Here is a 24847-nt window from a genome sequence, read left to right on the forward strand (position 1 = left end):
ACATGACGTCTCAACGTCACAGTGATGACGCGCTCCTCGACGCGGCCCGCGACTGCGTGGTCGAGGTCGGGGTCCGCCGCACCACGCTGACGGACATCGCCAAGCGCGCCGGCGTGAGCCGGATGACCCTCTACCGCCGGTTCCCGGACGTGGGCACGCTGGTCAGGACCTTGATGACCAGGGAGTTCACCACGCTGCTCCAGCGGATCGAGGTGACCGGGGACAACGCCCGGCAGCGGCTCGTGGCGCAGGCCATCGCGGGCATCCGGCTGCTGGCCGCGGACCCGCTGCTGCGGCGCGTGCTCGACCTGGACGCCGAGCTGATGCTGCCCTACCTCGTGCAGCGGCTGGGGAGCACGCAACGGCTGGTCGAGGCGTTCCTGGTCGGCCAGGTCGAGGCGGGCCACGCGGACGGCTCGATCCGCCCCGGTTCCGCCGCGGCCCAGGCGCGGCTCGTGCTGCTGACGACGCAGTCGCTGGTGCTGTCGATCCGGCCCGCCACCACGGACCTGGACTTCGAGGAGCTGCTGGCCGAACTGGCCGCCTACCTGGACGCGGCGCTGTCGTGAACACCTCGCGGAACACGTCGCCGGGCACCTCGCGGAGCACGTCGCGGAGCACGTCGCTGAACGCGGCGCGCCGCCGTGCCGACCTCGACCACCTGGCGTCCTCCCCGGTCGACCTGCTCGTCGTCGGCGGTGGGGTGACGGGGGCCGGGGTCGCCCTGGACGCCGCTTCACGCGGTTTGTCGGTGTGCCTGGTGGAGGCGCACGACCTGGCGTTCGGCACGTCCCGCTGGTCGAGCAAGCTGGTCCACGGCGGCCTGCGGTACCTGGCCCAGGGCCAGGTCGGGTTGGCGTACGAGAGCGCGGTCGAGCGGGGCATCCTGATGACCCGCACCGCGCCGCACCTGGTCCGGGCGTTGCCGCAGCTCGTGCCGCTGCACGGCAAGGCGCACGACCCGGTGGTGCTGGCCGGGCTGCGCGCGGGTGACGCGTTGCGCCGGCTGGCCCGCACGCCGTCACGCGTGCTGCCCGGTCCGCGGCGGGTGCCGGCGGTCGAGGCGTTGGCGCTGGCCCCCGGGCTGCGCCGGGCCGACCTGCGCGGCGGGCTGCTGAGCTTCGACGGCCAGCTGGTCGACGACGCGCGGCTGGTCGTGGCGCTGGCCCGCACGGCGGCCGGGTTCGGGGCGCGAATCGTGACGCGGGCGCGTGCCGCCGCGCTGACCGGTCGCGGCGCGCAGGTCGTCGACGCGCTGACCGGGGAGTCGGTGGAGATCAGGGCGCGGGCGGTGGTGAACGCCGCCGGGGTGTGGGCGGGCTCGCTCGTGCCGGGCGTCCGGCTGCGGCCGTCGCGCGGCTCGCACCTGGTGCTGTCGGCGGGCGCGGTGGGCGTGTCGAACACCGCCCTGACCGTGCCGATCCCGGGTGCGCGCAACCGCTTCGCGCTGGTGCTGCCGCAACGCGACGGGCGGGTGTACGTGGGGCTGACCGACGAGCCGGTGGACGGCCCGGTCCCCGACGTGCCGACCGTGCCGGAGTCCGATGTGGACTTCCTGCTGGGCGTCGCGTCGTCGGTGCTGGAGCGCGCTCTCACCCGTGCCGACGTGCTGGGGGCGTTCGCGGGCCTGCGCCCGCTGCTGGACACCGGCGCGGGCCCGAGCGCCGACCTCTCGCGGCGTCACGCCGTGCTGACCGAGGGCGGCGTGACGACCGTGGTGGGCGGCAAGCTCACCACCTACCGCCGGATGGCCGCCGACGCCGTGGACGCCACCGGCCTGACGACCGCCCGTTCCCGCACCGCGGACCTCCCGCTCGTCGGTGCGGGCCCGCCCACCGGCCCGGCCGACCTGACCGCTCGTTACGGCACCGAGGCCGCGCAGGTCGCCGAGGTCGGCGAGGTCGCCTGGGCCGTCCGCCACGAGGGGGCGCTGACCGTCGACGACGTCCTCGACCGCCGCACCCGGATCGGCCTGGTCCCGGCCGACCGCGCCGCCGCCGAACCCGCCGTCGCCGCCGAGGTCGCCGCCGAACTGGCCGCCCTGTCCCCGACCTGAACGCAGAACTCGGCGTACCCGAACGTTCGACTCTCGGGACCTGAGCGTTCGACTCTCGCGTGAGTCCTACGTTCGGGACGCGTGAGTCCTACGTTCGGGACAGGTGAGTTGAACGTTCAGGACAGGGACAAGGGGGGACCTCCGCGGTGGAGGTCCCCCCTTGGTCGTACCAGGTCACTCGCCGATGATCGGCTTCGCCGCCTTCGGCGGCTCCTCGATCAGCGGCTCACCCTCCAGGCGCACCTTGCGCTGGTGGTCCTTGCCGTCGCCGCCGCCCTGGCCGGGAGCGCCCATCATCGGCGCGCCCATCATGCCCATGCCACCGCCGCCGGGACGTCCACCGCCCGCACCGGGGGCACCCGCGCCGGGCGCGCCGCCCGCCGGGCCACCGGAGGGGCCGAGCACGCCGGACGAGCCGCCGGACTGGAGCGTGGCGCCACCCGCGCCACCGCCACCGGCACCACCGGCGAAGCCGCCACCGCCGCCACCGGCGAAGCCACCGCCGCCGCCACCGCCGAAGCCGCCGGCACCACCACCGGCGCCACCGCCGGACGGCGTGCCGGGCAGGTCGGCCGACACCGGCCGCACCGGGGGAACGGTCGGCATGGTCGGCACCGAGGGCGTGGTGGTACCGGTCGCGTACGTCGTGTCGCGGAACGTGGGCGGCGGGGGCACCCGGCCCGCGGACGACCCGCCGTCGGACACCCAGCGACCCGGCTCCCAGTGACCACCGCTGCCGGACCCACCGGAGCCGGAGCCACCCGAACCACCGGAACCGCCACCGGACCAGGACCCACCGGACCCGCCGCCGACCGTCGGGGGACGGCTCACCACGGGACCGCTCGGCCCACCCGGGTACGCGCGCACGGGCTCCTGCTCACCCGTGCCCGGCCCGTAGCCGCCACCCACCGACGGCGGGCGGCTCACCACGTCACCGACCGGGCTGGGACCGCCGGACGGGATGGTCGACCCGCGCGGGTCGTTGGTGTAGCGCCGGTTCGCGTCCCGGTCCATGTCGTTGAGCTGCCGCTCGTCGAGCCCGAGCCCGCCCTGCGACAACCGCGGCCCCGCGCCGCCACCGCCGCCCGAGCCCTTGTTGGACGACGTCATCGCCGTGATCGCCTGCAGGATCTGCTTGGCGGTCTGGGCGATCTGCGCGACCGACTTGATCAGGTCGATCAGCTTCTTGAGCGAGTTGGCGAGCTTCTGCAGGAAGTCGGCGAGCTTCTTGGCGTAGTTGCACGCCATCTGCACGATGTCCGCGATCGCCGCGCCGATGGCCGCGCCGAAGGTCAGGAACGACGCCGCCAGCCACTGGATGATCTTCATGACCATCTCGGACACGGCCTGGCTGATCAGGTCCATGATGGTCTTGCGCACCGTCGCGACCAGCTCGCCCGCGCCCTTGGCCGCGCGCGAGATGCCCTGCGTGGCCTTGGACAGCGTCTCCAGCCCGGCCGCGTGCTTCTTGCTCGCCGCCCGGTACCCGTCGGCGGAACGACCGCGCCAGGTCCGGGTCTCCTCCACCGACGCGCGCCGGTAGTCGGCGACGATGCCGTCGATCTGCTTGGCGGCGGACGCCCAGCTGTCGGACATCTTCTGGATCGCCTGCGGGTTGCCCAGCAGCGCGTCGAACGGCTCGCGCAGGAAGTCGACGTGCTGGATGGCCCAGCTGAACCCGGCGGACAGGAAGCCCGACAGCGGGTTGGAGGCCAGCCCGACGATGCCCATGGCGGTGTTCGCCATGCCGAGGCCCGCCTGGACCCAGTCGCCGCGCTCGACCGCCGCGACGGTGCCCTGCACGTCGCCGATCAGGTGCGACGGGTCACGGCCCTGGGTGGTGGCTTGCCCGCTCATCCCCGTGCCCTTCCGTTGAAGCCGAACGCGTTGTCGAGGTCGACGTTCTCGTACAGCTCGGCGACCTCCTTCAGGCCCTGGCACATGTCGGCGACGGTCTCCGTGGCCTGGCCGAGGATGTCCTGACCCGAACCCGCGGTCTTGAGCAGGAACTGGGCCAGGAACGAACCGAAGACGCCGAAGGCGTCGGTCGACAACGACGGGTCAGCGGTCTGGGTGGCCGCGAGCATCCGCTGCGTCAGCTGGTCGACCGTTCCAGCGTGCGCCCGGATCTCCTCCGGGTTCACGTTGAACGAGACGAACATGGTCATCTACCCCCTGCTCAGGCCATGACATCGGGTGGGTTGGTGAAGTAGTCGTCATCGGGCCTGGTGTCTCGACGCTGGAGCTCCGGCTCCGGTTCCACGGCGTCCGTGCCGTCACCCGAATAGCCGTTGGGCATCTTCGACTTCACGAACTCGAGCGCCGGGCTGTCACCGACGAACTCGGTCATGATCTCGACCACCCGGCCCGCCGCGGCGCGCTGCGCCTGGGCGACGGCGGTCATGATGGCGCCGGAGATGCGCTCGGGGTCCTCACCGCGCAGCTGCGGGCGCAGGATCAGGTCGGTCAACGCGCCCGAGGCGTTGACGGTGACCGTGATCAGGCCGTCGGGCGACGTCGCGCTGCCGCCGACGCCGCCGAGCTGCGACTCGGCCTGCGCGGCGTTCCGCTTGGCCTGCTCGATCTTCTCTCCGTACTGCGCGAGCCACTGGTCCGGCTCCATGTTCACCCCTCACGGCAACGGGGCTTGCGGCCCTACTGCGCAATTCGACCCGTCGTCACTCGATTCGGTTCCCGACGACGTATCGTTTCACCGAATCGTGATTTTTCGGTGCACGCCGTGCGGATACCGCCGTTCGGCCTATTCTGTGAATTGTTTACTTGCCGTTCTGTTGGGTTTTCGCAACACTTCGTAGCATGAGTCCGGTGCGCCGGGGCCCAGGGCAGCCCATCCACAACCGGATCGGTGTGCTGCGGGTCGAGCGGGGTATGACCAGGGCGGAGCTGGCCGGGGCGGTGGGGGTCAACCCCCAGACGATCGGCGCGCTGGAGCGGGGCGACCACTACCCGAGCCTCGACCTGGCGCTGCGGATCTGCGACGTGTTCGGCCTGCCGGTCGAGGCGGTGTTCAGCCGCACGCCGTTCAAGCCGTTGTCCACCCAGGTCTACGGCTAGGCGACCGGTCACGAGAGGAGAGCACGTGCCACAGGGGGTGCTGGAGGTCGACCGGATCTCCAAGCGCTACGGAGAGGTCGTCGCGCTCGACGGGATGACCTTCGACGTGCGGGCGGGTGAGCTGTTCGGGTTCGTCGGCAGCAACGGCGCGGGCAAGACCACCGCGATGCGCATCGCGCTGGGCGTGCTGGCCGCCGACTCGGGCGAGGTCAGGTGGAACGGCGCGCCGATCACCTTCGAGACCCGCCGCCGGATCGGCTACATGCCCGAGGAGCGCGGCCTCTACCCCAAGATGAAGGTGCTCGACCAGCTCGTCTACCTGGCCGAGCTGCACGGCCTGTCGACCAACGCGGCGCACCGCTCGGCGGAGACCTGGATCGCCCGGCTGGGCCTGCGCGACCGCCGCGGCGACGAGGTGCAGATGCTCAGCCTCGGCAACCAGCAGCGCGTGCAGCTGGCCGCGGCGCTGGTGCACGAGCCGGACGTGCTGGTGCTGGACGAGCCGTTCTCCGGCCTGGACCCGGTCGCGGTGGACGTGATGAGCGCCGTGCTGCGGGAGAAGGCGGCCGCCGGCGTGCCGGTGGTGTTCTCCAGCCACCAGCTCGACCTGGTGGAGCGGCTGTGCGACCGGGTCGGCATCGTGCGCAGCGGCACGCTGGTGGCGTCCGGCTCGGTGGACGAGCTGCGGGCGGGCGGCGAGTCGAAGCTGGTCGTGGACGCCCCGCTGGCGCAGCCGGGCTGGGCCGACGACCTGCCGGGCGTGCGCTCGGCGCACACGTCGTCCGGCCGCACGGTCCTGGCGGTCGCGCCGGACGTGGACGACCAGGCCGTGCTGCGCGCGGCTCTGAGCACGGGGCCCGTGCACGAGTTCTCCCGGCAGCGGCCGTCGCTGACCGAGTTGTTCCGCAGCGTGGTGACCGAGGAGTCCGCCGCATGAACGACCTCACCCCCGGTCGGGCGGTGTTCCTGGTCTCGCGCCGGGAGTTCCTGGGCAAGGTGCGCACGAAGTCGTTCGTGTGGGGCACGGTGGTGATCGTCGCCGTGCTGGCGGGGTACGTGCTGCTCCAGTCGGTGCTGTCCGACGACGCCGGGCGCGACCGGGTCGCGCTGAGCGGGCAGGCGACCGTGCTCGCGGAGCCGCTGAAGCAGACGGCCCGGTCGTTCGGCCGCGAGGTGGAGACGGTCGACGTGACCGACCCGGCGGCGGCCGAGGAGCAGGTGCGCTCGGGCGACGTGGACGCGCTGATCACCGGCGCGTCGGACGACCTGCGCGTGGTGGTGAAGGAGTCGCTGGGCGACGCGCTGCGCAACTCGATCGACCTGCTGGTCAAGCAGCAGGTGCTGGACGCGCACTTCGCCGAGGCGGGGGTGGATCCGGCCGAGGTGGCGCGCAACCTGGAACGCGCGAGCGTCGACGTGGTGGCGCTGGAGCCGCAGGACCCGCAGCGCGGCCAGCGGCTGGTGATCGGCCTGGTGATCGCGGCGCTGCTGTACTACTCGCTGCTGGTCTACGGGATGATGGTCGCGCAGGGCGTGGTGGAGGAGAAGTCCAGCCGGGTGGTGGAGCTGCTGCTGGCGACGCTGCGGCCGTGGCAGCTGCTGCTGGGCAAGGTCGTCGGCCTCGGTCTGGTGGGGCTGCTGCAACTCGTGGTCATCGGCGCGGCCGGGCTCGCGCTGTCGACGTTCTCCGGCGTGGTCGACATCGCGGGCGTGGCGGGCGGCGCGCTGGCCACCGGCCTGCTCTGGTACCTGCTCGGCTTCTTCCTGTACGCGACGGTGTTCGCCGCCGCCGCCTCGCTGGTGTCGCGCCAGGAGGAGGTCCAGTCGGTGCTGACGCCGATCAGCACGGTGATCGTGGTGGCGTTCGTGCTCGGCATCAACCTGCTGCTCGCCGACCCGACCGGGACGGCGGTGACGGTGCTGTCGCTGCTGCCGCCGTTCGCGCCGATCCTGATGCCGGGCCGGATGGCGCTGGGCCTCGCGCCGACGTGGCAGGTGCTGCTGGCGGTCGTGCTCGCGCTGCTCGCCATCGCGGCGATCACGTGGCTGGGCGGCCGGGTGTACTCCAACGCGGTCCTGCGCACGGGTGCCCGCGTGCGGCTGCGCGAAGTGCTCCGCTAACCCCTCACAGCGCTAACCCCTCACAGCGCTAACCCTTCACGGTGCTAGCCCTTCACGGTGCTAGCCCTTCACGGTGGCGTAGCGCGCGAGCGCTTCACGGCGCTCGTGCGCGTGGTCCACGATCGGGTCGCGCGGCTGGTGCACGGCCTTGCCCGGCACGTCCCGCAGCTCGGGCACGTGCCGGCGCACGTAGTCCCCGTCCGGGTCGAACTTCTCGCCCTGCGTCACCGGGTTGAACACGCGGAAGTACGGGGCCGCGTCGGTGCCGGTGCCGGCCGCCCACTGCCAGCCGTGCTGGTTGGACGCGAGGTCTCCGTCGACCAGGTGCCGCATGAAGTGCCGCGCGCCCCACCACCACGGCAGGTGGAGGTCCTTGACCAGGAAGCTCGCCACGACCATGCGGACGCGGTTGTGCATCCAGCCCTCGGCGAGCAGTTGGCGCATCCCGGCGTCCACGAACGGGTAGCCGGTGCGGCCCGCGCACCACGCCGCGAACCGCTCGCGGTCGTCGTCCAGCGGCATCCGGTCGAACGCGCGGTTGAGGTTGCGGCGCGCGGACTCCGGCTGGTGCCACAGGACGTCGGCGTAGAAGTCGCGCCAGGCCAGCTCGGTGCGGAACGCCTGCGCGCCCGCACCGCGCCCGAGGTCGGCGAGCAGCGTCCGCGGGTGCACCACGCCCCACTTCAGGAACGGGGAGAACCGGCTGGTGGCGTCCAGGTCCGGCCGGTCGCGGCGGGTGGCGTAGTCGGGCAGCTTCTCGTCGCGGAACGCCTCCCACAGCGCCCGCACGTCCGGCAGCCCCTCCCCCGCCGGCAGCTCGCGGCCGAGGTCGGACCGGATCCAGTCGACCGTCGACGCGTCGGTGTCCGCGGGCGAGTGCCAGCCGTGGTCCAGCCAGGCTCTGGAGAACGGCGTGAAGACCCGGTACGGCGTGCCGTCGGGCTTGGTGACGCGTCCCGGCGTGACCGCGTAGGGCGATCCCGCGCGGACCAGCTCGACCCGTTCGGCCACCGCCGCGTCACGGGCGCGCCCGTACGGCCCGGCGTCCGCCGACACGTGCACGGTCGTCGCGCCGACCTCGGCCGCCACCCGCGGCACGACCTCCACCGGGTCGCCCTCGACCACGACGAGCCGCCCGCCGAGCTCGGCGTCCAGCGACCGCAGGCAGCGGTGCAGGAACTCGACCCGGGGCCGGCCGGAGGCCCGCAGCAGCACGGGGTCCAGCACGAACAGCGCGAGCGCGCGTGATGCCCGGTCGGCCGCCGCGAGGAGCGCGGGGTGGTCGGCGGTCCGCAGGTCGCGCCGGAACCACACCACGGTCGAGGAGTCCACGGACCGACCCTAGGAGCGCCACCGGCACCTCGCACGACGACCCGCTCGCCAATAGTCGATTTCGACTGATAGATTTCGACCATGCCTCGTCGCGCTCTCGACAACCCGCTGGTGCTCGCCGTGCTCGGCCTCCTGGTGGAGCACCCGTCGCACCCGTACCAGATGCTCACGGACCTGCGGGCCCGCGACGCGAACCGGGCCGCGGCCATCAACCGGGGCACGCTGTACGACGTCGTCGAGGCCCTCGTCGCGGCCGGCTGGGTCGCGCCGCGGGGCACCGAGCGCACCGGCAACCGCCCGGAACGGACCGTGTACGCGCTCACCGACGCCGGGCACGCCGAGCTGGTGCGCCGGCTGGACGGCCAGATCCGCACGCCGCAGCGCGAGTTCACCCAATTCCTCGGCGCGGTCGCCTACCTCGGCGCGCTCGGCCCGGACGGGGCCGTCGACGCCCTGACCGAACGCGCGCGCCGGCTGTCCGACCGCATCACGGCCGACGCCGACCACCTGGCCGACGTGCTGGCGGGCGGCGTGCCCCGGCTGCACGTCATCGAGGCCGAGTACGCGCTGGCGCAGGCCCGCGCCGAGCTGGCCTGGATCGGCTCGGTCGTCGACGAGGTCCGCGCCGGTTCCCTGCCCTTCCCCACGCGAGAGGACTGACCCCGTGCTCTTCGGCATCTACCCCGGCGGCGCGACCGGTGACGACACCGGCGGCCTGGCCACCGGCGCACCCGACTCGCCCGACCGGATCTCCGCCCTCCTGGACGAGTTGCAGGGTTCCGCCGGCGCGTTCCTCGTGCGGGCGTACACCGCGTTCAAGGACACCGGCGGCACACCGACCACACCCGCCGACGCGGCCCGGTACGCGGTGCGCGGCCGTCGGCTCGACCTGGTGGCGCAGTACCAGTCCGCGTCCGGCGACGTCGGGGGCTACTGCGCGTTCCTGCGCTCGCTGGTGGAGCGCTTCGGCGCGGTCACCGCCACGCTCCAGGTGACCGAGGAGCCGAACGTGACCGACAACCCGGTGCTGGACGGCTACTACCCCGACGTCCGGGAGGCGATCACCGCCGGGGTCGTCGCGGCCAAGGCCCACGCCCGCGCGCTCGGCCACGACCTGGCGGTCGGCGTCAACACCACCCCGCTGTTCGGTCCGGCGACGTCGTTCCTGGCCGACCTCGCGCGCGACCGGGCGTTCGCGGACGCGCTCGACTACGTCGGCCTCGACTTCTTCCCCGACGTGTTCCGCCCGCTCGACGGCGACCTGGCGGAGGGCGTGGCGGGACTCCTGGCGCACCACCGCGAGAACGTCATGGCGCCGGCCGGTCTGGCGCACGTGCCGCTGCACGTCACCGAGCACGGCTGGCCGACCGGCCCGGACCGGTCGCCGCGACGGCAGGCGGAAGTGGTCGACGCGGTGGTCCGCACCGTCGCCGAGAACGCGGAACGCCTCACCCTGACCGGCTACACGCACTTCGCGCTGCGCGACGCCGACAGCGCGAACCCCGGCCTGTTCCACAACTTCGGCCTCACCACCGACGACTACACCCCGAAACCCGCGTTCCACACCTACCGCGCGCTGGTCGCCGAACTGGGCGGATGACGTTGCCGCGCAACGAGAAGGCCCGCACCGGCAACCGGTGCGGGCCTTGGCGCGGTGTCGTCAGCGCTGGTCGAGCGGCACGAACGAGCGCTCCGGCGAGCCGACGTAGACCTGCCGCGGGCGGCCGATCTTGGTGGCCGGGTCGGAGATCATCTCGCGCCAGTGCGCGATCCAGCCGGGCAGCCGGCCCAGGGCGAACAGCACGGTGAAGAACTTCGTCGGGAAGCCCATCGCGCGGTAGATCAGGCCGGTGTAGAAGTCGACGTTGGGGTACAGCTTCCGCTCGACGAAGTAGTCGTCGGCGAGGGCGGTCTCCTCCAGCGCCTTGGCGATGTCGAGCAGCTCGTCGGACGCGCCGAGCTTGCCGAGGATCTCGTCGGCGGTCTTCTTGATGATCGCGGCGCGCGGGTCGTAGTTCTTGTAGACCCGGTGGCCGAAGCCCATCAGGCGGACGCCGTCCTCCTTGTTCTTGACCTTCTTCACGAACGCGGAGACGTCACCGCCCTCGCGGCGGATCTTCTCCAGCATCTCCAGCACCGCGGAGTTCGCGCCGCCGTGCAGCGGGCCGAACAGCGCGTTGATGCCGGCCGAGATGGACGCGAACAGGTTCGCCTCCGAGGAGCCGACCAGCCGCACCGTCGACGTGGAGCAGTTCTGCTCGTGGTCGGCGTGCAGCACGAACAGCAGGTCGAGCGCCCGCACCAGGTCGGGGTCGACGTCGTAGGGCTCGGCCGGGAAGCCGAACGTCATGCGCAGGAAGTTGTCCACCAGGCCCAGGCTGTTGTCCGGGTAGAGGAACGGCTGGCCCACGGACTTCTTGTAGGCGTACGCCGCGATGGTGGGCACCTTGGCCAGCAGGCGGATCGTGGAGATCTCGACCTGGTTGGCGTCGAACGGGCTGAGGCTGTCCTGGTAGAACGTCGACAGCGCCGACACCGCCGAGGACAGCACGGGCATGGGGTGGGCGTCACGCGGGAAGCCGTCGAAGAACCGTTTCAGGTCCTCGTGCAGCAGCGTGTGCCGGTTGATCTTGGAGGAGAACTCCTCCAGCTGGGCCTGGGTCGGCAGCTCGCCGTAGATCAGCAGGTAGCTGACCTCGATGAAGTTCGACTTCTCGGCGAGCTGCTCGATCGGGTAGCCGCGGTAGCGCAGGATGCCCGCGTCACCGTCGATGTAGGTGATCTCGGAGGAGCAGGACGCGGTGTTGACGAACCCGCTGTCCAGGGTGACCAAGCCGGTGGTGGCCAGCAGCTTGCCGAGATCGATACCGGGCGCACCCTCGGTGGCCGGTACTACCTTCATCTCGTGCTCTCCGCCCGGATGGCGCAGCGCGACGGTACGGGTGTCGTTCGGCGCAGTCGTCGCGTCGGGCATGCAGAGTCCCTCTCACGCTAGGGCGGGGTGGCTCGTGCGGGTCTTGCACGCACGCGCGCGGGCGTGGGATCGCCCCGCACCGCAGCACCACCCCGTTGGGGTCCTGTCAGTTCTCCCACGCTAGTCAGAGGACGACCCTCTCCACAGCCGCGGTGTGAACCGATTCTGTGAGGTGGGACCGGCATCACATCCGGATGCATGGGTGGCTAGCGTGCATCCACCACCGTAGCCCTTATGGGCTGTTTATCCACCTCACGAGGGGTGAGAGCTAGGTCATCTCCAGCTCTCGTTTGAAGGGTGGCTCCGCGCCCGCGCGGGAGCACGTGATGGCCGCCGCCGCGCCCGCGTAGGCCAGCGCCTCACCCCACTTGCCGGCGTCCAGACCCCGGACAGCCTCGACGGACAGCGCGTCGTGGTCGTGCAGCCAGGCCAGCAGCGCGCCCTGCACGGTGTCGCCCGCGCCGATGGTGTCGACCACGTCCACCGGCGTGGGTGGGACGCGGATCACGTCGCCCGCGGCGGTCAGCACGGCCAGCCCGTCGCCGCCCCGGGTGAGCACGACGGCCGCCGGGCCCGCGCCCTGCCAGTCGCGCACGACCTCCAGCACGTCGTCCTCGGGGGCGTCGGCCGGCAGGTCGGCCAACCACCGCGCGTCCTCCACCGACACCTTCAGCAGGCCCACGTGCGGCAGCCACGAGTCGTACCGGTCGCGGTAGGCCATCGGGTCGTGGATGAGGCCCGCGCGGATGTTCGGGTCGAGCACGGTGAGCGCGCCCCGCTCCGCCTCACGCCACAGCACCCGCTCGTAGGTGCTCGCGCCCGGCTCCAGCACCAGCGACAGCGTGCCGAACGACACCGCCTTCGTGCCGGCGGGCAGCGGGCCGGGGTCGGTGACCTGGCGGTCCGCCGTGCCCTCGACGTAGAACGAGTAGCGGGCCGAGCCGTCGTCGGCCAACCCGACCACGGCCAGCGTGGTGGGCTGGTCGCCGCGCTGGACCAGGTCGGTGCGCACGTTCGACGCGTGCAGCCGCTCGACCAGCCGGTCGCCGAACAGGTCGGTCGAGACCCGGGACAGGAAGCTCACCGGCGCTTCCAGCCGCCCGGCGGCCACGGCCACGTTGTACGGGCCACCGCCCAGCCGCGGCGACAGGTCGCCCCCGGCCGTGGGCACCAGGTCCACCAGCGCCTCACCTGCAACGACGATCACGACTGGCTCCGTTCTCTCCGCAACCCGTCCAGCAGCAGTTCCCCCAGCGCGGTGAACGCCTCGGCGTCCGACACACCCGCGCGCCGGGTCAGCACACCGGTCTGGATGCCCTCGATGAGCAGACCGGCCATCTCGGCGATCAGGGTCGCATGCACGTCCCGGAACACCCCGTCGCGGACACCCTCCTGGATGAACTCGCGGATGCGCTCGGCGGCGGCGCGGGCGTTGCGCTCGTAGGTGCTGCGCGTGGGCGCGAACGCGGACACGTCGGCGATGAACTGGGCCGATGCCCGTCGCAGCTCCTCGGCCGCGCCGGCCAGGTACGTGCCGACGCGGGCGCGCACGTCCTTGATGTCGGCGATGCGCTGCTCGATCCGCTCGGCAGCACCCTTGAAGTAGCGGCCGACGACCTTCACGGCCAGCTGTTCCTTGCTCGCGGCCAGCGCGTAGAGGGTGGACTTCGAGCAGTGCAGGCGTGCCGCGAGGTCGTCCAGGGTGAAGTGCGCGAACCCCTCGGCGAGCACGAGCGCTTCGAGCCTGCCCAGCAGCTCCACCTGCCTGGGCGTCGGCGGTCTTCGCACGATCGAGGTCATGAGCGGCAACTCTGTCACAGTGCCTGGCTCCAGTACTGGAGTACGTCCTACAGTACTGGTGAGCGTACCCCGCTGTTGTCTGCCCTGTCCGCCGTGATCCGGAGGTCGACGATGCCCGCCGAGCGCCTTTTGCCCACCACCGAGGCCGAGGACCTGCTCGCCCTGGTCCGCGAGATCGCGCGGGACGAGCTCGCGCCGCACGCCGCCGAGGCCGAGGAGCACTCCCGGTTCCCGCGCGAGGCGTTCCGGCTGCTCGGCAAGACCGGGCTGCTCGGGCTGCCGTACCCGGAGCGGTTCGGCGGGGGCGAGCAGCCGTACGAGGTGTACCTCCAGGCGTTGGAGGAGGTCGCCTCGGCGTGGATGTCGGTCGGGGTCGGCCTCTCGGTGCACATCATGTCCAGCTACGCCTTGGCGACGTTCGGCAGCGAGGAGCAGAAGGCGCGGTGGCTGCCGGACGCGCTGGCCGGTGACCAGTTGGGCGGTTACGCGCTGTCGGAGGCGCACGCGGGTTCCGACGCGGGGGCGTTGTCGACGCGCGCCGTCCGGGATGGCGACCACTACACCGTGAACGGGACGAAGGCGTGGATCACGCACGCCGGTGTGGCCGACTTCTACACGTTGATGGCGCGCACGTCGGACAACGGTGGCAAGGGCATCAGCTGCTTCTTCGCGCCCGGCCAGGCGGAGGGCCTCGTCGCCGCGAAGCCGGAGCGCAAGATGGGCCTGACCGGTTCGATCACCGCGCAGCTCTCGTTCGACGGCGTGCGGCTGGACGCGGACCGGTTGATCGGGAACGAGGGCGACGGCCTGCGCATCGCACTGTCCGCTTTGGACTCGGGCCGCCTGGGCATCGCCGCGTGCGGCGTGGGTCTCGCGCAGGCGGCGCTGGACGAGGCCGTGGCGTACGCCAAGCAGCGCAAGCAGTTCGGCCGCGCGATCATCGACTTCCAGGGCCTGGAGTTCCTGCTGGCCGACATGGCCGCCGCCGTCGAGTCCGCCCGTGCCACGTACCTGGCGGCCGCCCGCCGCCGCGACCGCGGCCTGCCGTTCACCCGCCAGGCCGCCATCGCCAAGCTGATCTGCACCGACACCGCGATGAAGGTGACCACGGACGCCGTGCAGGTCCTCGGCGGCGCCGGCTACACCCGCGACTTCCCCGTGGAGCGCTACATGCGCGAGGCCAAGGTCCTCCAGATCTTCGAGGGCACCAACCAGATCCAACGCCTCGTCATCGCCCGCACCCTCCGCTGACCCCGCGAGAGTCCTACGCTCACGCCGCGAGAGTCCTACGTTCAGAGCACCTGAATTCAACGCTCAGCCCACACACCGTTAGGCATGAGCGTTGAACTCGGGGGTCGTGAACGTAGGACTCTCGCGCGTTGAACGTAGGACTCTCGGGTCAGGGTTCGCGGTAGAAGGGGGTGGTGACCACTTCTTCGCCGTCGGCGTAGCGGTAGACCTCGCGGCCTTCCACGAAGACCTTCAGGGCGCGGCTCATCACGTCCAGCGGGTCGCCCGACCAGATCACGACGTCACCGTCCAGGCCGGGGCGCAGGGAGCCGACGCGGTCGTCCAGGCCCATGATCGCGGCCGGGTTCACGGTGATCGACTCCAGACCCACGCGCGGGTCCAAGCCTTCCTTCACGGCCAACGTCACCTGGTGCACGAGGAAGTGGATCGGCACGACCGGGTGGTCCGTGGTGATCGCGATCCGCACCCCGGCACGCGCCAGGATGCCCGGGTTGCGCAACGACCGGTTGCGCACCTCGACCTTCGACCGGGACGTGAACAGCGGCCCGATGATCACCGGGATGTCACGCTCCGCCAGCAGGTCCGCGATCAGGTGACCCTCGGTCCCGTGGTTGACGATGAGCCGGTAGCCGAACTCGTCCGCCAGCCGCAACGCCGTCGCGATGTCGTCGGCGCGGTGGCAGTGCTGGCACCACGGCAGCTCGCCCGACAGCACCCGCGCCAGCACCTCGGACGTGGTGTCGCGGTCGAACGCCCCTTCGGCGGCGTCACGCTTCGCCACGTAGTCCTGCGCCTTGGTGAACGCGTCGCGGATCACCGCCGCCACGCCCTGCCGGGTCGACGGCAGCTTCTTCTGGTCCCCGTACACGCGCTTCGGGTTCTCCCCCAGCGCGCTCTTCACGCTGACGGGGTTGCGCACCAGCATCTCGTCGGCGGTGCGACCCCAGCACTTCACGGCCACGGTCTGCCCGCCGATGACGTTGCCCGACCCGGGCTTGACCACCGCGGTCGTGACGCCGCCGGCCAGGGCGTCGGCGAAGCCCTGGTCGGCGGCGTTGATCGCGTCCAACGCCCGCAGCCGCGCGCCGTTGGGGTCGGTCATCTCGTTGGTGTCCTGCCCGGCCCAGCCCTCGCCCTCCTCGTGCACGCCGAGGTGGCCGTGGGCCTCCACGAACCCGGGCAGCACCCAGCCGCCCGCCGCGTCCACGACCGGGACGCCGTCCGGCACCTCGACGTCCGAGCCGACCGCGACGATCTTCCCGTCCTGGATCAGGACCGTGCCGCCCTCGATCGGCTCTCCGGCGACCGGGACGACGTACCCACCCGTGATGGCGACGTTCATAGTTAGCGACGCTAACGGCCTACGACAGCGGGCGCAAACCCCACCGACCGGCCCACGACTCGCCCGGTTCGAGCCACAGCAGGTCGACCCCGCTGTTCAACGCGTCGGGCGGGCACGTCATGGGCTCGATCGCGACCGCGCGGCCCCGGCCGGGGAAGTTGTCGGGCGTGTAGACCTGCACCCACTTGAAGTCCGGGTCGGCCCACACCTCGACGCCGCCGCCGGGCCCCTTGAGCACGTGCCGCACCAGCCCGTCCACGGGCTCGCACCCGCCGAACGCGGTGTCCAGCTTCACGCCCTCCAGCAGCCGCGCCACCCGGAAGTCGTACTCGGTGCCCTCGACGGGCGTGGCCGGGCCGTTCGGGATCATGGTCTGCGCGTCCACCGGCAGCACGGTGGAGGCGGCCAGCGACAGCGACGTCTCGTCGGTCAGCGACGCCCCGGCCCGCGGGTACGGGTGCGTGCCGACCCCGAACGGGGTGCGCTTGTCACCCACGTTGGTGACGCCGTGCGACACGCTGAGGCCGTTGTCGTCGAGCGCGTACGTGATCGTGGTGCGCAGCTCGACCGGCCAGCCGAGGCCGGCGACCGGCGTCTCCAGCGAGATCAACGACCCGGTGTGCTCCACGGTGCCCCAGATCGCGCGGCGCACCAGGCCGTGGATGGCGTTGCCCCGGGCGGGCTCGCCGATCTCCAGCTGCTGCTCCTCGCCGTCGAGCACCCATCTGCCGCCGGCCACGCGATTGGGCCACGGCACCAGCACCGCGCCGCTGCCCATGGGCGGTTCGTCGTCGTACGTCTCCACGTACGGCACGCCGCCGACCTCGTAGGACTTCAGTCCCGCACCCTCGGGTGCGATGACGGCGCGCGCCGCGCCGTGGGCGATCTCCAGCATGGGTCAGGAGCGTATCCGAGCGGCTCGCCCCTTGACGTAGTTACTAGACCGGTCTCTATAGTAAAACCATGCCAAGACGGACCGACACCCGGCAACGGGTGGTGCGCACCGCGGCCGACCTCTTCCGGGCGCAGGGCTACCACGCGACGGGGATCAACCAGGTGCTCGCCGAGGGCGGCGCACCCAAGGGCTCCCTCTACTTCCACTTCCCGGGCGGCAAGGAGCAGTTGGCGGTCGAGGCGGTGACGTTGGCGGGCAACGACCTGTGCGCCGCGCTCGCCGCCGTGCTCGCCGCCGAGACCGACCCCGCGAAAGCGCTTCCCCGGGCCCTGGAGCTGCTCAGCCAGGACCTGCTCGCTTCGGACTTCCGCAACGGGTGCCCGGTCGCCACGGTGGCGCTGGACGCGGCGTCGGACAGCGAGCCGATCCGCGTCGCCTGCGAGGACGTCTACGCCTCGTGGCAGCGGCTCATCGCCGAGCACGTGGGTGACGACGACCTGGCGACGGTCGTGCTGGCCGCCATCGAGGGCGCGCTCCTGCTCGCCCGCACCCGCCGTTCGCTGGACCCCCTGCACGCCGTCGCCGCCCGGCTGGGCGCACTCCTGGGAAGGCCGAGGCCATGAAGGTGCACCACCTCAACTGCGGCACCATGCGCCCGTTCGGCGGGAAGCTGGTGACCGGCACGGGCTCCTACTTCGGCACGGCCGAACTCGTCTGCCACGTGCTGCTCCTGGAAACCGAGGACGGCCTGATCCTCGTCGACAGCGGCATGGGCGTGGACGACGTCCGCACCCCGGACGACACGCTCGCGCGCCCCTGGCGGCTGCTGAGCCGCCCGGTCCTGGACGAGCGGGAAACCGCGCTGCGGCAGGTGGAAGCCCTCGGCTTCACCGCCGCCGACGTCCGGACCGTCGTGCTGACCCACCTGGACCTCGACCACGGGGGCGGCCTGCGCGACTTCCCCCACGCCGAGGTCCACGTCTCCGCCGAGGAGCTCGCCGCCGCCACCCGTCCGGGCAAGTCGGGCAACGACCGCTTCCGCTACCCCGACGGCCAGTGGCGGCACGGCCCCCGCTGGGTCACCCACGAGACCACCGGCGAGACGTGGTTCGGCTTCTCCGGCGTGCGGGAGGTCAGCCCCGACGTCCTCCTCGTCCCCCTCTTCGGCCACACCCACGGCCACACCGGCGTGGCGGTCCGCACCGGCGACCGCTGGCTCCTGCACGCGGGTGACTCCTACTTCCACCACGCCGAGCTCCAGCCGCGCCCCCACTGCCCGCCCGTCCTGACGTACATGCAGAAGCGCATGGAGGTCCGGCGCGAACTGCGCCTCGCCAACCAGGACCGGTTGCGCGAGCTGGTGCGCGACCACGGCGACGAGGTGGACGTGTTCAGCGCCCACGACGCCACCGAGCTGCGCCGCCACCGAGGCGCGCTCGTGTGACCGGGTAGCGGTCGAGCACGACCCCTGCCGGGCCGGGGCGGCCCGAACCCCTACGCTGCACCGCTCATGGGAGCAGACCGGTGACCGCCTCGGCCCTGGACGGCATCGACGACCTCGACTGGGCGTCCTTCGACCACGCGCACGGCTCGGCGGAGGACGTGCCGCGGGCACTCCGCGACGCCGTCGGCGCGGACGAAACCCTGGCGGGGCAGGCGTTCGAGCACCTGTTCGGCAGCATCTACCACCAGGGCACGCTCTACTCGGCGACACCGCGGGCGGTGCCGTTCGTGGCTCGGCTGGCCGCCGACCCGGCCACGCCCCGGCGCTGGGGCCTGGTGCACCTGCTCGGCGCGATCGCCGACACCGCCGACGCCCCGCCCGACGTGCTGGCGGACGTGCGGTCGGCGTTGGACCGGGAGACCGCGCGGCTGCTGCCGCTGCTGGACGACCCGGACGTGGAGGTCCGGCACGTCGCCACCCACCTGCTCGGCAACCTCCCGGCGGCGGACGGGGTGGTGCCCGCGCTGCGGGCGCGGCGCGGGCGCGAGCGGTCGCCGCGCGTGGTGGCGGGCCTGCTGGCGGCGGCCGGTCGGCTCGCACCGGAGGAGTGCGCCGAGTGGTTGGCCGACGAGGTGGCGCCGGGCCGACCGGCGGCCGTGCGGGCCGGGGCGTTGTGGGCCATCGCGGACGCCGGGCTGCCGTGGTCGGAGGCGGCGACCGCGGCCGTGGTCGACTGCTGGGTGGACGGCGACCCGCTGCGCGACTGGGTCTGGTCGGACGACCCGTTCGCCGACGTCGTGGCGCGGATCGAGGTCGCGGACCTGGCCGCGCTGTGCCGCACGCTGTTCGAGCGGGGCACGGCCGAGTCCGCGCAACGCGCCGTGGACGCCGCCTACGAGCGGTGCACGCGGTCGCGCTCGGCGCGCGCCGCGCTGGCTCCCCTGCTGGCCGCCGGGCTGCACCACCCGGCGCCGCAGGTCCGCGTCGCCGCCGCCACCGCGATCCGGGACGTGCCGGTGGCCGCTCCCCTCGCCGCCGACGCGCTGGCCGCGCTGCTCGCCGACCCGCCGCCGGCCGACCGGAACGCGCCCGGGGCCCGGCTGTTCGCCCTGGCCCTCGAAGTCCTGATCACGATCGGCGACCGGCGCTGGCGCGAGCCGTTCACGACCGCGCTCACCACCGCGGGGGTCGGGTCGGAAGTCCTGGGCGCGCTCATCGACGCCGACGTGCCGTGCGATCCCGTGCTGCTGGACGCCGTGCGGCGGCGGTTGGCCGAGCTGCCCGCTCAGTGGGCGTTCTCGTCGGACCACGACGCGGTCCTGGGCCGGATGCGGTGGCACAACGAGGTGAACAACCTGACCAGGCTGCTGCACCGGTGGGGCCCGGACGCGGCCGAGGCCGTGCCCGAGCTGGTCGCGCTCGTCCCGCACGACCAGTGGTGGGCGGTCCGCGCGCTGGCCGCGATGGGGTCGGCCGCCTCGCCCGCCGTGCCCGCGCTGACCGCCGTCCGCGACGACCCGGCGGCGTCCTGGCGGGACCGCCTGGCCTGCGCGCGGGCCCTCGCCGCGATCACCGGCGACGTCGGGCACGTGCGCGCGGGCGTGGCCGAGGCCGCCGCCTACGAACCGGTGCCGGCGGCGCAGACGGCCCTGCACCACGAGCTGCCCCTGGACGACCTGCTGCCGTCCCTGCGCGTCATCGCCACGACCGCCGCGGGCGACGACCCGGCCACCATCCGGGTGCGGCTGGAAGCCGCCCGGCTGCTGCTGCGCGCGGGTCACGCGGAGGCCCCGGTCCGGGCCGTCGCCGACGCGCTGGACAGCGCCCGGCACGTGGCGGACGCGGCCGAGCTGGCCGGCCTGATCGGACCACCGGCCGCACCCCTCGTGCCGCGGTTGCGCGAACTGCTCGCCGACCGCCACGACACGCACGCCGCCGCGCTGGCCCTGCGCCGCGTCACGGGCGAGACCGAGCCGCTCCTCGACGCCATCCGGCACCGGCTCGCGTGGCTGGGTCCGGGTGCCTGGCTGATCGAGTCGCTGCGCGAACTGGGCCCCGACGCCGGCCCGCTGCTCCCGGACCTGCACGCGCTGGCCCGCGGTGACGCCGCGATGCCGGGCGGCGGCGTCCACGGCCGCCAGGTCCGCCAGGACGACGAGGAGCGCGACCGGCTCCTCACCGCCCTGGCCGACCTCGGTCAGGGCGTCACTTCGCCAGCTTCTCCGCGTCGAACGTGACCTTGCCGTGCACCAGCCGGTTGATCAGCCAGAGGACGACGCCGGCCGCGAGGAGGTACAGCGCGATCTCGTAGTCCGCCGACGCGCGCCCGGACAGCGGGCTGGCCAGGTAGGCGCACGTGATCGCGCCCAGCACCGGCACCCACGTCGGCGCGCGGAAGTGCTTGTGGTCGACCTTCTCCTTGCGCAGCACCAGGACGGCGATGTTGACGATGGTGAAGACGACCAGCAGCAGCAACGCCGTCGTGCCGCCGAGCTTGGCGATGTCCGTGGTCGACACCAGGATGATGGCGACGCCGGACGTGAAGATGATGGAGATCCACGGCGTGCGGCGGAACGGGTGCACGGTGCCGAACACCTTCGGGATGATCTGCTCGTTCGCCATGCCGTAGATCAGCCGGCTGGCCATCAGCATGTTGATCAGCGCCGAGTTGATGACCGCGAACAGGCCGATCAGCGAGAACACCCACAGCGGGAAGCCGGGCGCGCCGACCGTGACGACCTTCAGCAACGCCGACGACCCGGCCTTGGACAGCTCGTCCGCCGGGATCAGCAGCGACGACGTGATCGCGACCAGCACGTAGATGATCGCCGCGATCACCATGCCCCACAGCATCGCGCGCGGGAAGATGCGGACCGGGTCGCGGCACTCCTCGGCCATGTTCACCGAGTCCTCGAACCCGACCATCGCGAAGAACGCCAACGCCGTCGCGGACGTGACGGCGACGAGCGCGCTCTGGCCGGGGGCCGGATCGACCTGGGTCAGCCGGCTCGGGTCGCCGTCGCCCGCCAGCACCGCGTAGATGCCGATCGCGATGATGATCACCAGGCCGGACAGCTCGATGCACGTCAGCACGACGTTCGCCTTGACCGACTCCGAGACGCCCCGGAAGTTGATCAGCGCCAGGCCGATGATGAACAGGATCGCGACCAGCGTCGCGGACACGGTGAACGTGTCGGAGAAGAACTCCTTGATGACGGACTGGAGGTAGGTGCGCCCGAACGCGAGCGCGGCGGACGACGCCGAGGTGATGCCCGAGCTCATCACCGCGAACGCCACCATGAAGGTGAGGAACTGGATCTTGAACGCCCGGTTGGTGTAGAGCGCCGCGCCGGCCGCCCTCGGGTACTTGCCGACGAGCTCCAGGTAGCTGAACGCGGTCAGGAACGCCACCACGAACGCGATCAGGAAGGGCAGCCACAGCGCGCCGCCGATCTTGCCCGCGACGTTGCCCGTGAGGGCGTAGATGCCGGTGCCGAGGATGTCACCGACCACGAAGAACAGCAGCAGCTTCGGGCCGATGGCCCGCTTCAGTTCCGGTTGCTCCGGTGCGCTCGTCGCTTCCGCCATGCCGAGTGAGTGTGCCGGATCACACTGGGCCCGGATAGTCGGATCCGCACACCTTGGGCAAGTCTTGATGTTCGGGGCGCACGTCAGGCCGTCGCGGCGGCCCGCAGGTCGGCTTCGGCCCGTGCGATCGCTTCGTCCAGGGCTTCCCGGAACGCCGCGATCTGGCCCGCTTCGAGCCGGACGCCGTCCACGCCCGAGGGCAGGAACACGTCGATCCCCCCGTCCTGGACTTCGAGGCTCAGCACGTCCTCCTTGTCCGAGTAGCACCGCAACAACCACTCGCGCTTCGGCGTAGTCACCTTGATGATCGGCTCCATGACGCAAGATTTGCAGACATTCCTTAACTCGGGCAATAACTCGATGGAGTGACTGTCCTTGCGCTGCAATTTGCACGGCCTCTAATTTCGCCGCATGGCACGCCGCGCTGGAACGTCGGTCCGCTCCCGCCGACTCGCACACGTCCTCCGGAAACTCCGCGCCGCCGCCGGCCTCACCATGGAGGCGGTCGGCGAGGCGGTGGGCATGTCCGGGAGCAAGATCAGCCGCATCGAGACGTCCGACATCGGCGTCTACCTGGACGACCTGGAGAAGCTGCTCGACTTCTACGAGGTTGCGCGCAAACAACGCGTCGAACTGCTCGACCTCGCGCGGCACGCCGAGCAGCGCGGTCTGCTGCGGATGAACAACCCGAACCTCCCCGAGGACTGGCAGACCTGGGCCGACTTCGAGGACGAAGCCAGTTCTCTGCTCAACTACGAGCCCTTGATGATCCCCGGCCTGCTGCAAACACCGGAGTACGCCCGGTCAATTATCGCAGCGACCGGACACGGACTCACCGAGGCCCAGGTGGATGCCTTGGTGACCAGTCGAATGGCGCGCCAGGGGTTGCTCAGCCGCAACACTCCGCTCCGGTTGAGCGTGATCATCGAGCAGAGCGTTCTGGAGCGCCCATTCCACGACCAAGGGGCGCACCGCCGCCAGATACGGCATCTCATCGACGCCGGAGAAAGGCACAACGTCACCGTCAGGGTCATGCCGACCGACGCGGAACTCCACGGCGGGCTCAATGGGCCGTTCGTGATCCTGGAGTACGACGACGAGCCGAGCCTGGTGTTGCTGGAGAACAAGGTCGCGAGCCTGTTCATCGACGAGGAGGACCAGATCGAGGTGTTCGAGGCGACGTGGGCGGCGCTGCGGCGTTCGGCCTACACCGAGGAGGAAACGCTGGATTACCTCAAGGGCCTCGCGTGAAACGATGGGTTCATGACCCTGTGGCGTAAGAGCTCGCGCAGCAACAGCAGTGCCAACTGCGTCGAGGTGCTGTGGCGCAAGAGTTCCCGGAGTGCCAGCACGGCGAACTGCGTCGAGGTGGCCCGAGTCCGGGAACGGGTGGCGGCGCGGGACTCGAAGAACCCCGCGCCCACCATCACCTTCCCCGCCGCCTCGTGGGCGCGGTTCCTGCGGGCTCAGTAGTCCTCCCACAGGTCGTAGTCGGCGGTAGAGCAGACCGGCCTCCGCGCCGACAACTCCCGCAACCCGCCCAAGACCTTCACCTGGTGCTCGCGCAAGGCCGTGTTGTAGGCGTTGCTCGCGCAGTGGCCGCGCCGGGACTTCGGGTGGGCGTCGAGGTGGGCCCGGCCAGTGCCCGGCGGCCGTAGGTGGTCACCCCGCCAGTGTCGCCGGGGCCACCGCCTCGGGCGTGAAGCGGTAGCGCTTGATCGCCGGGATCGCCAGCACCGCCAGCGCGGTCCCGACCACGACCAGCGCACCGCCGACCGCCGTGGCGTTGCCGGGGCCGATCATCGCGCCCGTGGTGCCGTGCAGCAGGTCCGCCAGCCGGGGCCCGCCCGCCACCACCACGATGAACACGCCCTGCATCCGGCCGCGCATCTCGTCGGTCGCCGCCGCCTGGAGGATCGCGCTGCGGAACACCATGCTGATCATGTCCGCCGCGCCGCCGATCGCCAGGAACACCACGGCCAGCCACAGGGCGTGCGACAGGCCGAACCCGACCATCGCCACGCCCCACGCCACGACCGCGATCACCACGCCCACGCCGTGCCGCGTCACCCGCGACGTCCAGCCGGACGTGAGGCCGCACAGCATCGCCCCCAGCGGGATGGCCGCGAACAGCAGCCCCAGCGCCAGTCCGCCGCCCGCCGGGTCGCCGAACGTGTCCTCGGCCATCTCCGGGAACAGCGCCCGCGGCATGCCGAACACCATCGCGATGATGTCCAGCAGGAAGCTCGCCAGCAGGATCTTCTGCACGGCCAGGTAGCGGAACCCGTCGACCACGTCCCGCAGCCCGGCCCGCCGCGACGTCCCGCTCAACGGTGGCAGCGGCGGCAGCTTCCACACCGCCCAGATCGTCAGCGTCAACGCGACCGCGTCCACCAGGTACAACGTGGACAGCCCCACCACGGGCATCAACGCGCCCGCCAGCATCGGCCCGAACACGCCGCCGAACATCATCACCGTCGACCCCAGCGCGGTGGCGGCCGGGATCTGGTCGGCGGGCACGAGCCGGGCGATCGACGCCGTCCGGGCGGGCGCGTTGACCGCGAAGAACACCTGTTGCAGGCCGAGCAGGGCGATCACCAGCCACACCGAGTCCACGTGCAGCGCGGCCTGCCCCCACAGCAGCACGGACGTCACCGCGATGCCGGTGTTCGTCACCACCAGCAGCTTGCGCCGGTCCACCACGTCCGCGATCGCACCGCCGTACAGCCCGAACACGAGCAACGGCACCAACGCCACCCCGGCCGCCAGCCCGACCCAGCCCGACGACCCGGTGAGGTCGTACACCTGCTTCGGCACGGCCACCGCGGTCAACTGGCTGCCGATGGCCGTCACGACGGTCGAGAGCCACAGCCTCCGATACGCCACGACCTTCAGCGGCCGGGTGTCGATGGCGATCTTCCCCAGCACTCTCCGCACGGTCGTTAGCGTACGTCAACTAACGACTTCTC

The 24847-nt window shown here is 71.9% G+C and carries 25 protein-coding genes; 13 read left to right on the forward strand and 12 right to left on the reverse strand.

Translation table 11 applies throughout. The annotated features are described in order from the left end of the window. The first annotated feature begins 2 nt into the window (after nucleotides 1-2). Both ACIQMJ_RS02275 and ACIQMJ_RS02280 read left to right on the forward strand, forming a co-directional pair. On the forward strand, nucleotides 3-569 hold the full coding sequence (locus ACIQMJ_RS02275) for a TetR/AcrR family transcriptional regulator (RefSeq protein ID WP_499759200.1): 567 nt from the start codon (nucleotides 3-5) through the stop codon (nucleotides 567-569). Then, nucleotides 566-2056, forward strand: a complete 1491-nt coding sequence (locus ACIQMJ_RS02280; RefSeq protein ID WP_499759201.1) for a glycerol-3-phosphate dehydrogenase/oxidase — start codon at nucleotides 566-568, stop codon at nucleotides 2054-2056. The genes ACIQMJ_RS02275 and ACIQMJ_RS02280 overlap by 4 nt, the downstream gene beginning before the upstream one ends. 174 nt (nucleotides 2057-2230) lie before the next feature. On the opposite strand, the gene ACIQMJ_RS02285 is transcribed toward ACIQMJ_RS02280, so the two are convergent. The 3 genes from ACIQMJ_RS02285 to ACIQMJ_RS02295 are packed head-to-tail and all read right to left on the reverse strand — an operon-like array spanning nucleotide 2231 to nucleotide 4679. Next, a complete protein-coding gene (locus ACIQMJ_RS02285) occupies nucleotides 2231-3913 on the reverse strand; it encodes a WXG100 family type VII secretion target (RefSeq protein ID WP_499759202.1) in 1683 nt (560 codons plus the stop codon). After that, nucleotides 3910-4224: a type VII secretion target gene (locus tag ACIQMJ_RS02290; RefSeq protein WP_141979343.1), complete on the reverse strand. Its 315-nt coding sequence runs from the start codon at nucleotides 4222-4224 to the stop codon at nucleotides 3910-3912. The genes ACIQMJ_RS02285 and ACIQMJ_RS02290 overlap by 4 nt, the downstream gene beginning before the upstream one ends. An 11-nt stretch (nucleotides 4225-4235) precedes the next feature. Then, nucleotides 4236-4679, reverse strand: a complete 444-nt coding sequence (locus ACIQMJ_RS02295) for a YbaB/EbfC family nucleoid-associated protein (RefSeq protein ID WP_387483676.1) — start codon at nucleotides 4677-4679, stop codon at nucleotides 4236-4238. Nucleotides 4680-4873: 194 nt separating this feature from the next. On the opposite strand from ACIQMJ_RS02295, the gene ACIQMJ_RS02300 reads away from it, so the two are divergent. The 3 genes from ACIQMJ_RS02300 to ACIQMJ_RS02310 are packed head-to-tail and all read left to right on the forward strand — an operon-like array spanning nucleotide 4874 to nucleotide 7252. After that, nucleotides 4874-5131: a helix-turn-helix transcriptional regulator gene (locus tag ACIQMJ_RS02300; RefSeq protein ID WP_499759203.1), complete on the forward strand. Its 258-nt coding sequence runs from the start codon at nucleotides 4874-4876 to the stop codon at nucleotides 5129-5131. A 25-nt stretch (nucleotides 5132-5156) separates the two neighbouring features. Continuing rightward, entirely contained in the window at nucleotides 5157-6068 is a 912-nt protein-coding gene (locus ACIQMJ_RS02305) for an ABC transporter ATP-binding protein (RefSeq protein ID WP_499759204.1), read from the forward strand. After that, nucleotides 6065-7252, forward strand: a complete 1188-nt coding sequence (locus tag ACIQMJ_RS02310) for an ABC transporter permease (protein WP_499759205.1) — start codon at nucleotides 6065-6067, stop codon at nucleotides 7250-7252. The genes ACIQMJ_RS02305 and ACIQMJ_RS02310 overlap by 4 nt, the downstream gene beginning before the upstream one ends. 60 nt (nucleotides 7253-7312) lie before the next feature. Here the strand turns inward: ACIQMJ_RS02310 and ACIQMJ_RS02315 are convergent, their stop codons facing one another. Next, nucleotides 7313-8584: a cryptochrome/photolyase family protein gene (locus tag ACIQMJ_RS02315; protein WP_499759206.1), complete on the reverse strand. Its 1272-nt coding sequence runs from the start codon at nucleotides 8582-8584 to the stop codon at nucleotides 7313-7315. Nucleotides 8585-8665: 81 nt separating this feature from the next. Here ACIQMJ_RS02315 and ACIQMJ_RS02320 point away from each other — a divergent pair, with 81 nt between their 5' ends. Next, nucleotides 8666-9244 carry a PadR family transcriptional regulator gene (locus ACIQMJ_RS02320; protein ID WP_499759207.1) on the forward strand — a complete coding sequence of 193 codons (579 nt, stop codon included), beginning with the start codon at nucleotides 8666-8668 and terminating at the stop codon, nucleotides 9242-9244. Between the two features lie 4 nt (nucleotides 9245-9248). Continuing rightward, the gene (locus ACIQMJ_RS02325; protein WP_499759208.1) at nucleotides 9249-10184 is read left to right on the forward strand and encodes a hypothetical protein; all 936 of its coding nucleotides are present in this window, start codon (nucleotides 9249-9251) and stop codon (nucleotides 10182-10184) included. Nucleotides 10185-10244: 60 nt separating this feature from the next. On the opposite strand, the gene ACIQMJ_RS02330 is transcribed toward ACIQMJ_RS02325, so the two are convergent. The 3 genes from ACIQMJ_RS02330 to ACIQMJ_RS02340 form a co-directional block, all read right to left on the reverse strand. Next, nucleotides 10245-11558, reverse strand: a complete 1314-nt coding sequence (locus tag ACIQMJ_RS02330) for a citrate synthase (RefSeq protein WP_073887957.1) — start codon at nucleotides 11556-11558, stop codon at nucleotides 10245-10247. 268 nt (nucleotides 11559-11826) lie between these two features. Beyond that, nucleotides 11827-12765, reverse strand: a complete 939-nt coding sequence (locus ACIQMJ_RS02335) for a carbohydrate kinase family protein (RefSeq protein ID WP_499759209.1) — start codon at nucleotides 12763-12765, stop codon at nucleotides 11827-11829. Beyond that, complete coding sequence (locus ACIQMJ_RS02340; protein ID WP_053718589.1) at nucleotides 12762-13358, reverse strand: TetR/AcrR family transcriptional regulator; 597 nt, start codon at nucleotides 13356-13358, stop codon at nucleotides 12762-12764. The genes ACIQMJ_RS02335 and ACIQMJ_RS02340 overlap by 4 nt, the downstream gene beginning before the upstream one ends. 111 nt (nucleotides 13359-13469) lie before the next feature. On the opposite strand from ACIQMJ_RS02340, the gene ACIQMJ_RS02345 reads away from it, so the two are divergent. Continuing rightward, nucleotides 13470-14609, forward strand: coding sequence for an acyl-CoA dehydrogenase family protein (locus ACIQMJ_RS02345; RefSeq protein ID WP_499760229.1), 1140 nt, complete (start codon nucleotides 13470-13472; stop codon nucleotides 14607-14609). 148 nt (nucleotides 14610-14757) lie between these two features. Here the strand turns inward: ACIQMJ_RS02345 and ACIQMJ_RS02350 are convergent, their stop codons facing one another. Both ACIQMJ_RS02350 and ACIQMJ_RS02355 read right to left on the reverse strand, forming a co-directional pair. Further along, nucleotides 14758-15951 carry an amidohydrolase gene (locus tag ACIQMJ_RS02350; protein ID WP_499759210.1) on the reverse strand — a complete coding sequence of 398 codons (1194 nt, stop codon included), beginning with the start codon at nucleotides 15949-15951 and terminating at the stop codon, nucleotides 14758-14760. A gap of 19 nt (nucleotides 15952-15970) precedes the next feature. Further along, the gene (locus ACIQMJ_RS02355; RefSeq protein WP_499759211.1) at nucleotides 15971-16846 is read right to left on the reverse strand and encodes an aldose 1-epimerase family protein; all 876 of its coding nucleotides are present in this window, start codon (nucleotides 16844-16846) and stop codon (nucleotides 15971-15973) included. Nucleotides 16847-16914: 68 nt separating this feature from the next. Here ACIQMJ_RS02355 and ACIQMJ_RS02360 point away from each other — a divergent pair, with 68 nt between their 5' ends. From ACIQMJ_RS02360 to ACIQMJ_RS02370, 3 genes are all read left to right on the forward strand, one after another. Further along, entirely contained in the window at nucleotides 16915-17469 is a 555-nt protein-coding gene (locus ACIQMJ_RS02360; protein WP_499759212.1) for a TetR/AcrR family transcriptional regulator, read from the forward strand. Then, the gene (locus ACIQMJ_RS02365; RefSeq protein WP_499759213.1) at nucleotides 17466-18290 is read left to right on the forward strand and encodes an MBL fold metallo-hydrolase; all 825 of its coding nucleotides are present in this window, start codon (nucleotides 17466-17468) and stop codon (nucleotides 18288-18290) included. Before ACIQMJ_RS02360 ends, ACIQMJ_RS02365 begins: the two co-directional genes overlap by 4 nt. Nucleotides 18291-18370: 80 nt before the next feature. Further along, nucleotides 18371-20527: a hypothetical protein gene (locus ACIQMJ_RS02370; RefSeq protein WP_499759214.1), complete on the forward strand. Its 2157-nt coding sequence runs from the start codon at nucleotides 18371-18373 to the stop codon at nucleotides 20525-20527. On the opposite strand, the gene ACIQMJ_RS02375 is transcribed toward ACIQMJ_RS02370, so the two are convergent. Together ACIQMJ_RS02375 and ACIQMJ_RS02380 are read right to left on the reverse strand one after the other, a co-directional pair. After that, nucleotides 20496-21878, reverse strand: a complete 1383-nt coding sequence (locus ACIQMJ_RS02375) for an APC family permease (protein WP_499759215.1) — start codon at nucleotides 21876-21878, stop codon at nucleotides 20496-20498. The two genes, ACIQMJ_RS02370 and ACIQMJ_RS02375, sit on opposite strands and share 32 nt — an antisense overlap. A gap of 83 nt (nucleotides 21879-21961) precedes the next feature. Then, complete coding sequence (locus ACIQMJ_RS02380) at nucleotides 21962-22195, reverse strand: hypothetical protein (protein ID WP_141979357.1); 234 nt, start codon at nucleotides 22193-22195, stop codon at nucleotides 21962-21964. Between the two features lie 94 nt (nucleotides 22196-22289). Between ACIQMJ_RS02380 and ACIQMJ_RS02385 the strand changes: the two genes are divergently transcribed. Continuing rightward, nucleotides 22290-23129 (forward strand): helix-turn-helix domain-containing protein, encoded by an 840-nt coding sequence (locus ACIQMJ_RS02385; RefSeq protein WP_499759216.1) that lies wholly within the window; start codon nucleotides 22290-22292, stop codon nucleotides 23127-23129. A 12-nt stretch (nucleotides 23130-23141) separates the two neighbouring features. Continuing rightward, complete coding sequence (locus ACIQMJ_RS02390) at nucleotides 23142-23351, forward strand: DUF397 domain-containing protein (RefSeq protein WP_499759217.1); 210 nt, start codon at nucleotides 23142-23144, stop codon at nucleotides 23349-23351. Nucleotides 23352-23540: 189 nt separating this feature from the next. Here ACIQMJ_RS02390 and ACIQMJ_RS02395 read toward each other — a convergent pair whose 3' ends face one another. Next, entirely contained in the window at nucleotides 23541-24815 is a 1275-nt protein-coding gene (locus ACIQMJ_RS02395; protein ID WP_499759218.1) for an MFS transporter, read from the reverse strand. Nucleotides 24816-24847: the final 32 nt, after the last annotated feature.

This window comes from Actinosynnema sp. NPDC091369 (genome assembly GCF_044757065.1).
GTDB lineage: Bacteria > Actinomycetota > Actinomycetes > Mycobacteriales > Pseudonocardiaceae > Actinosynnema.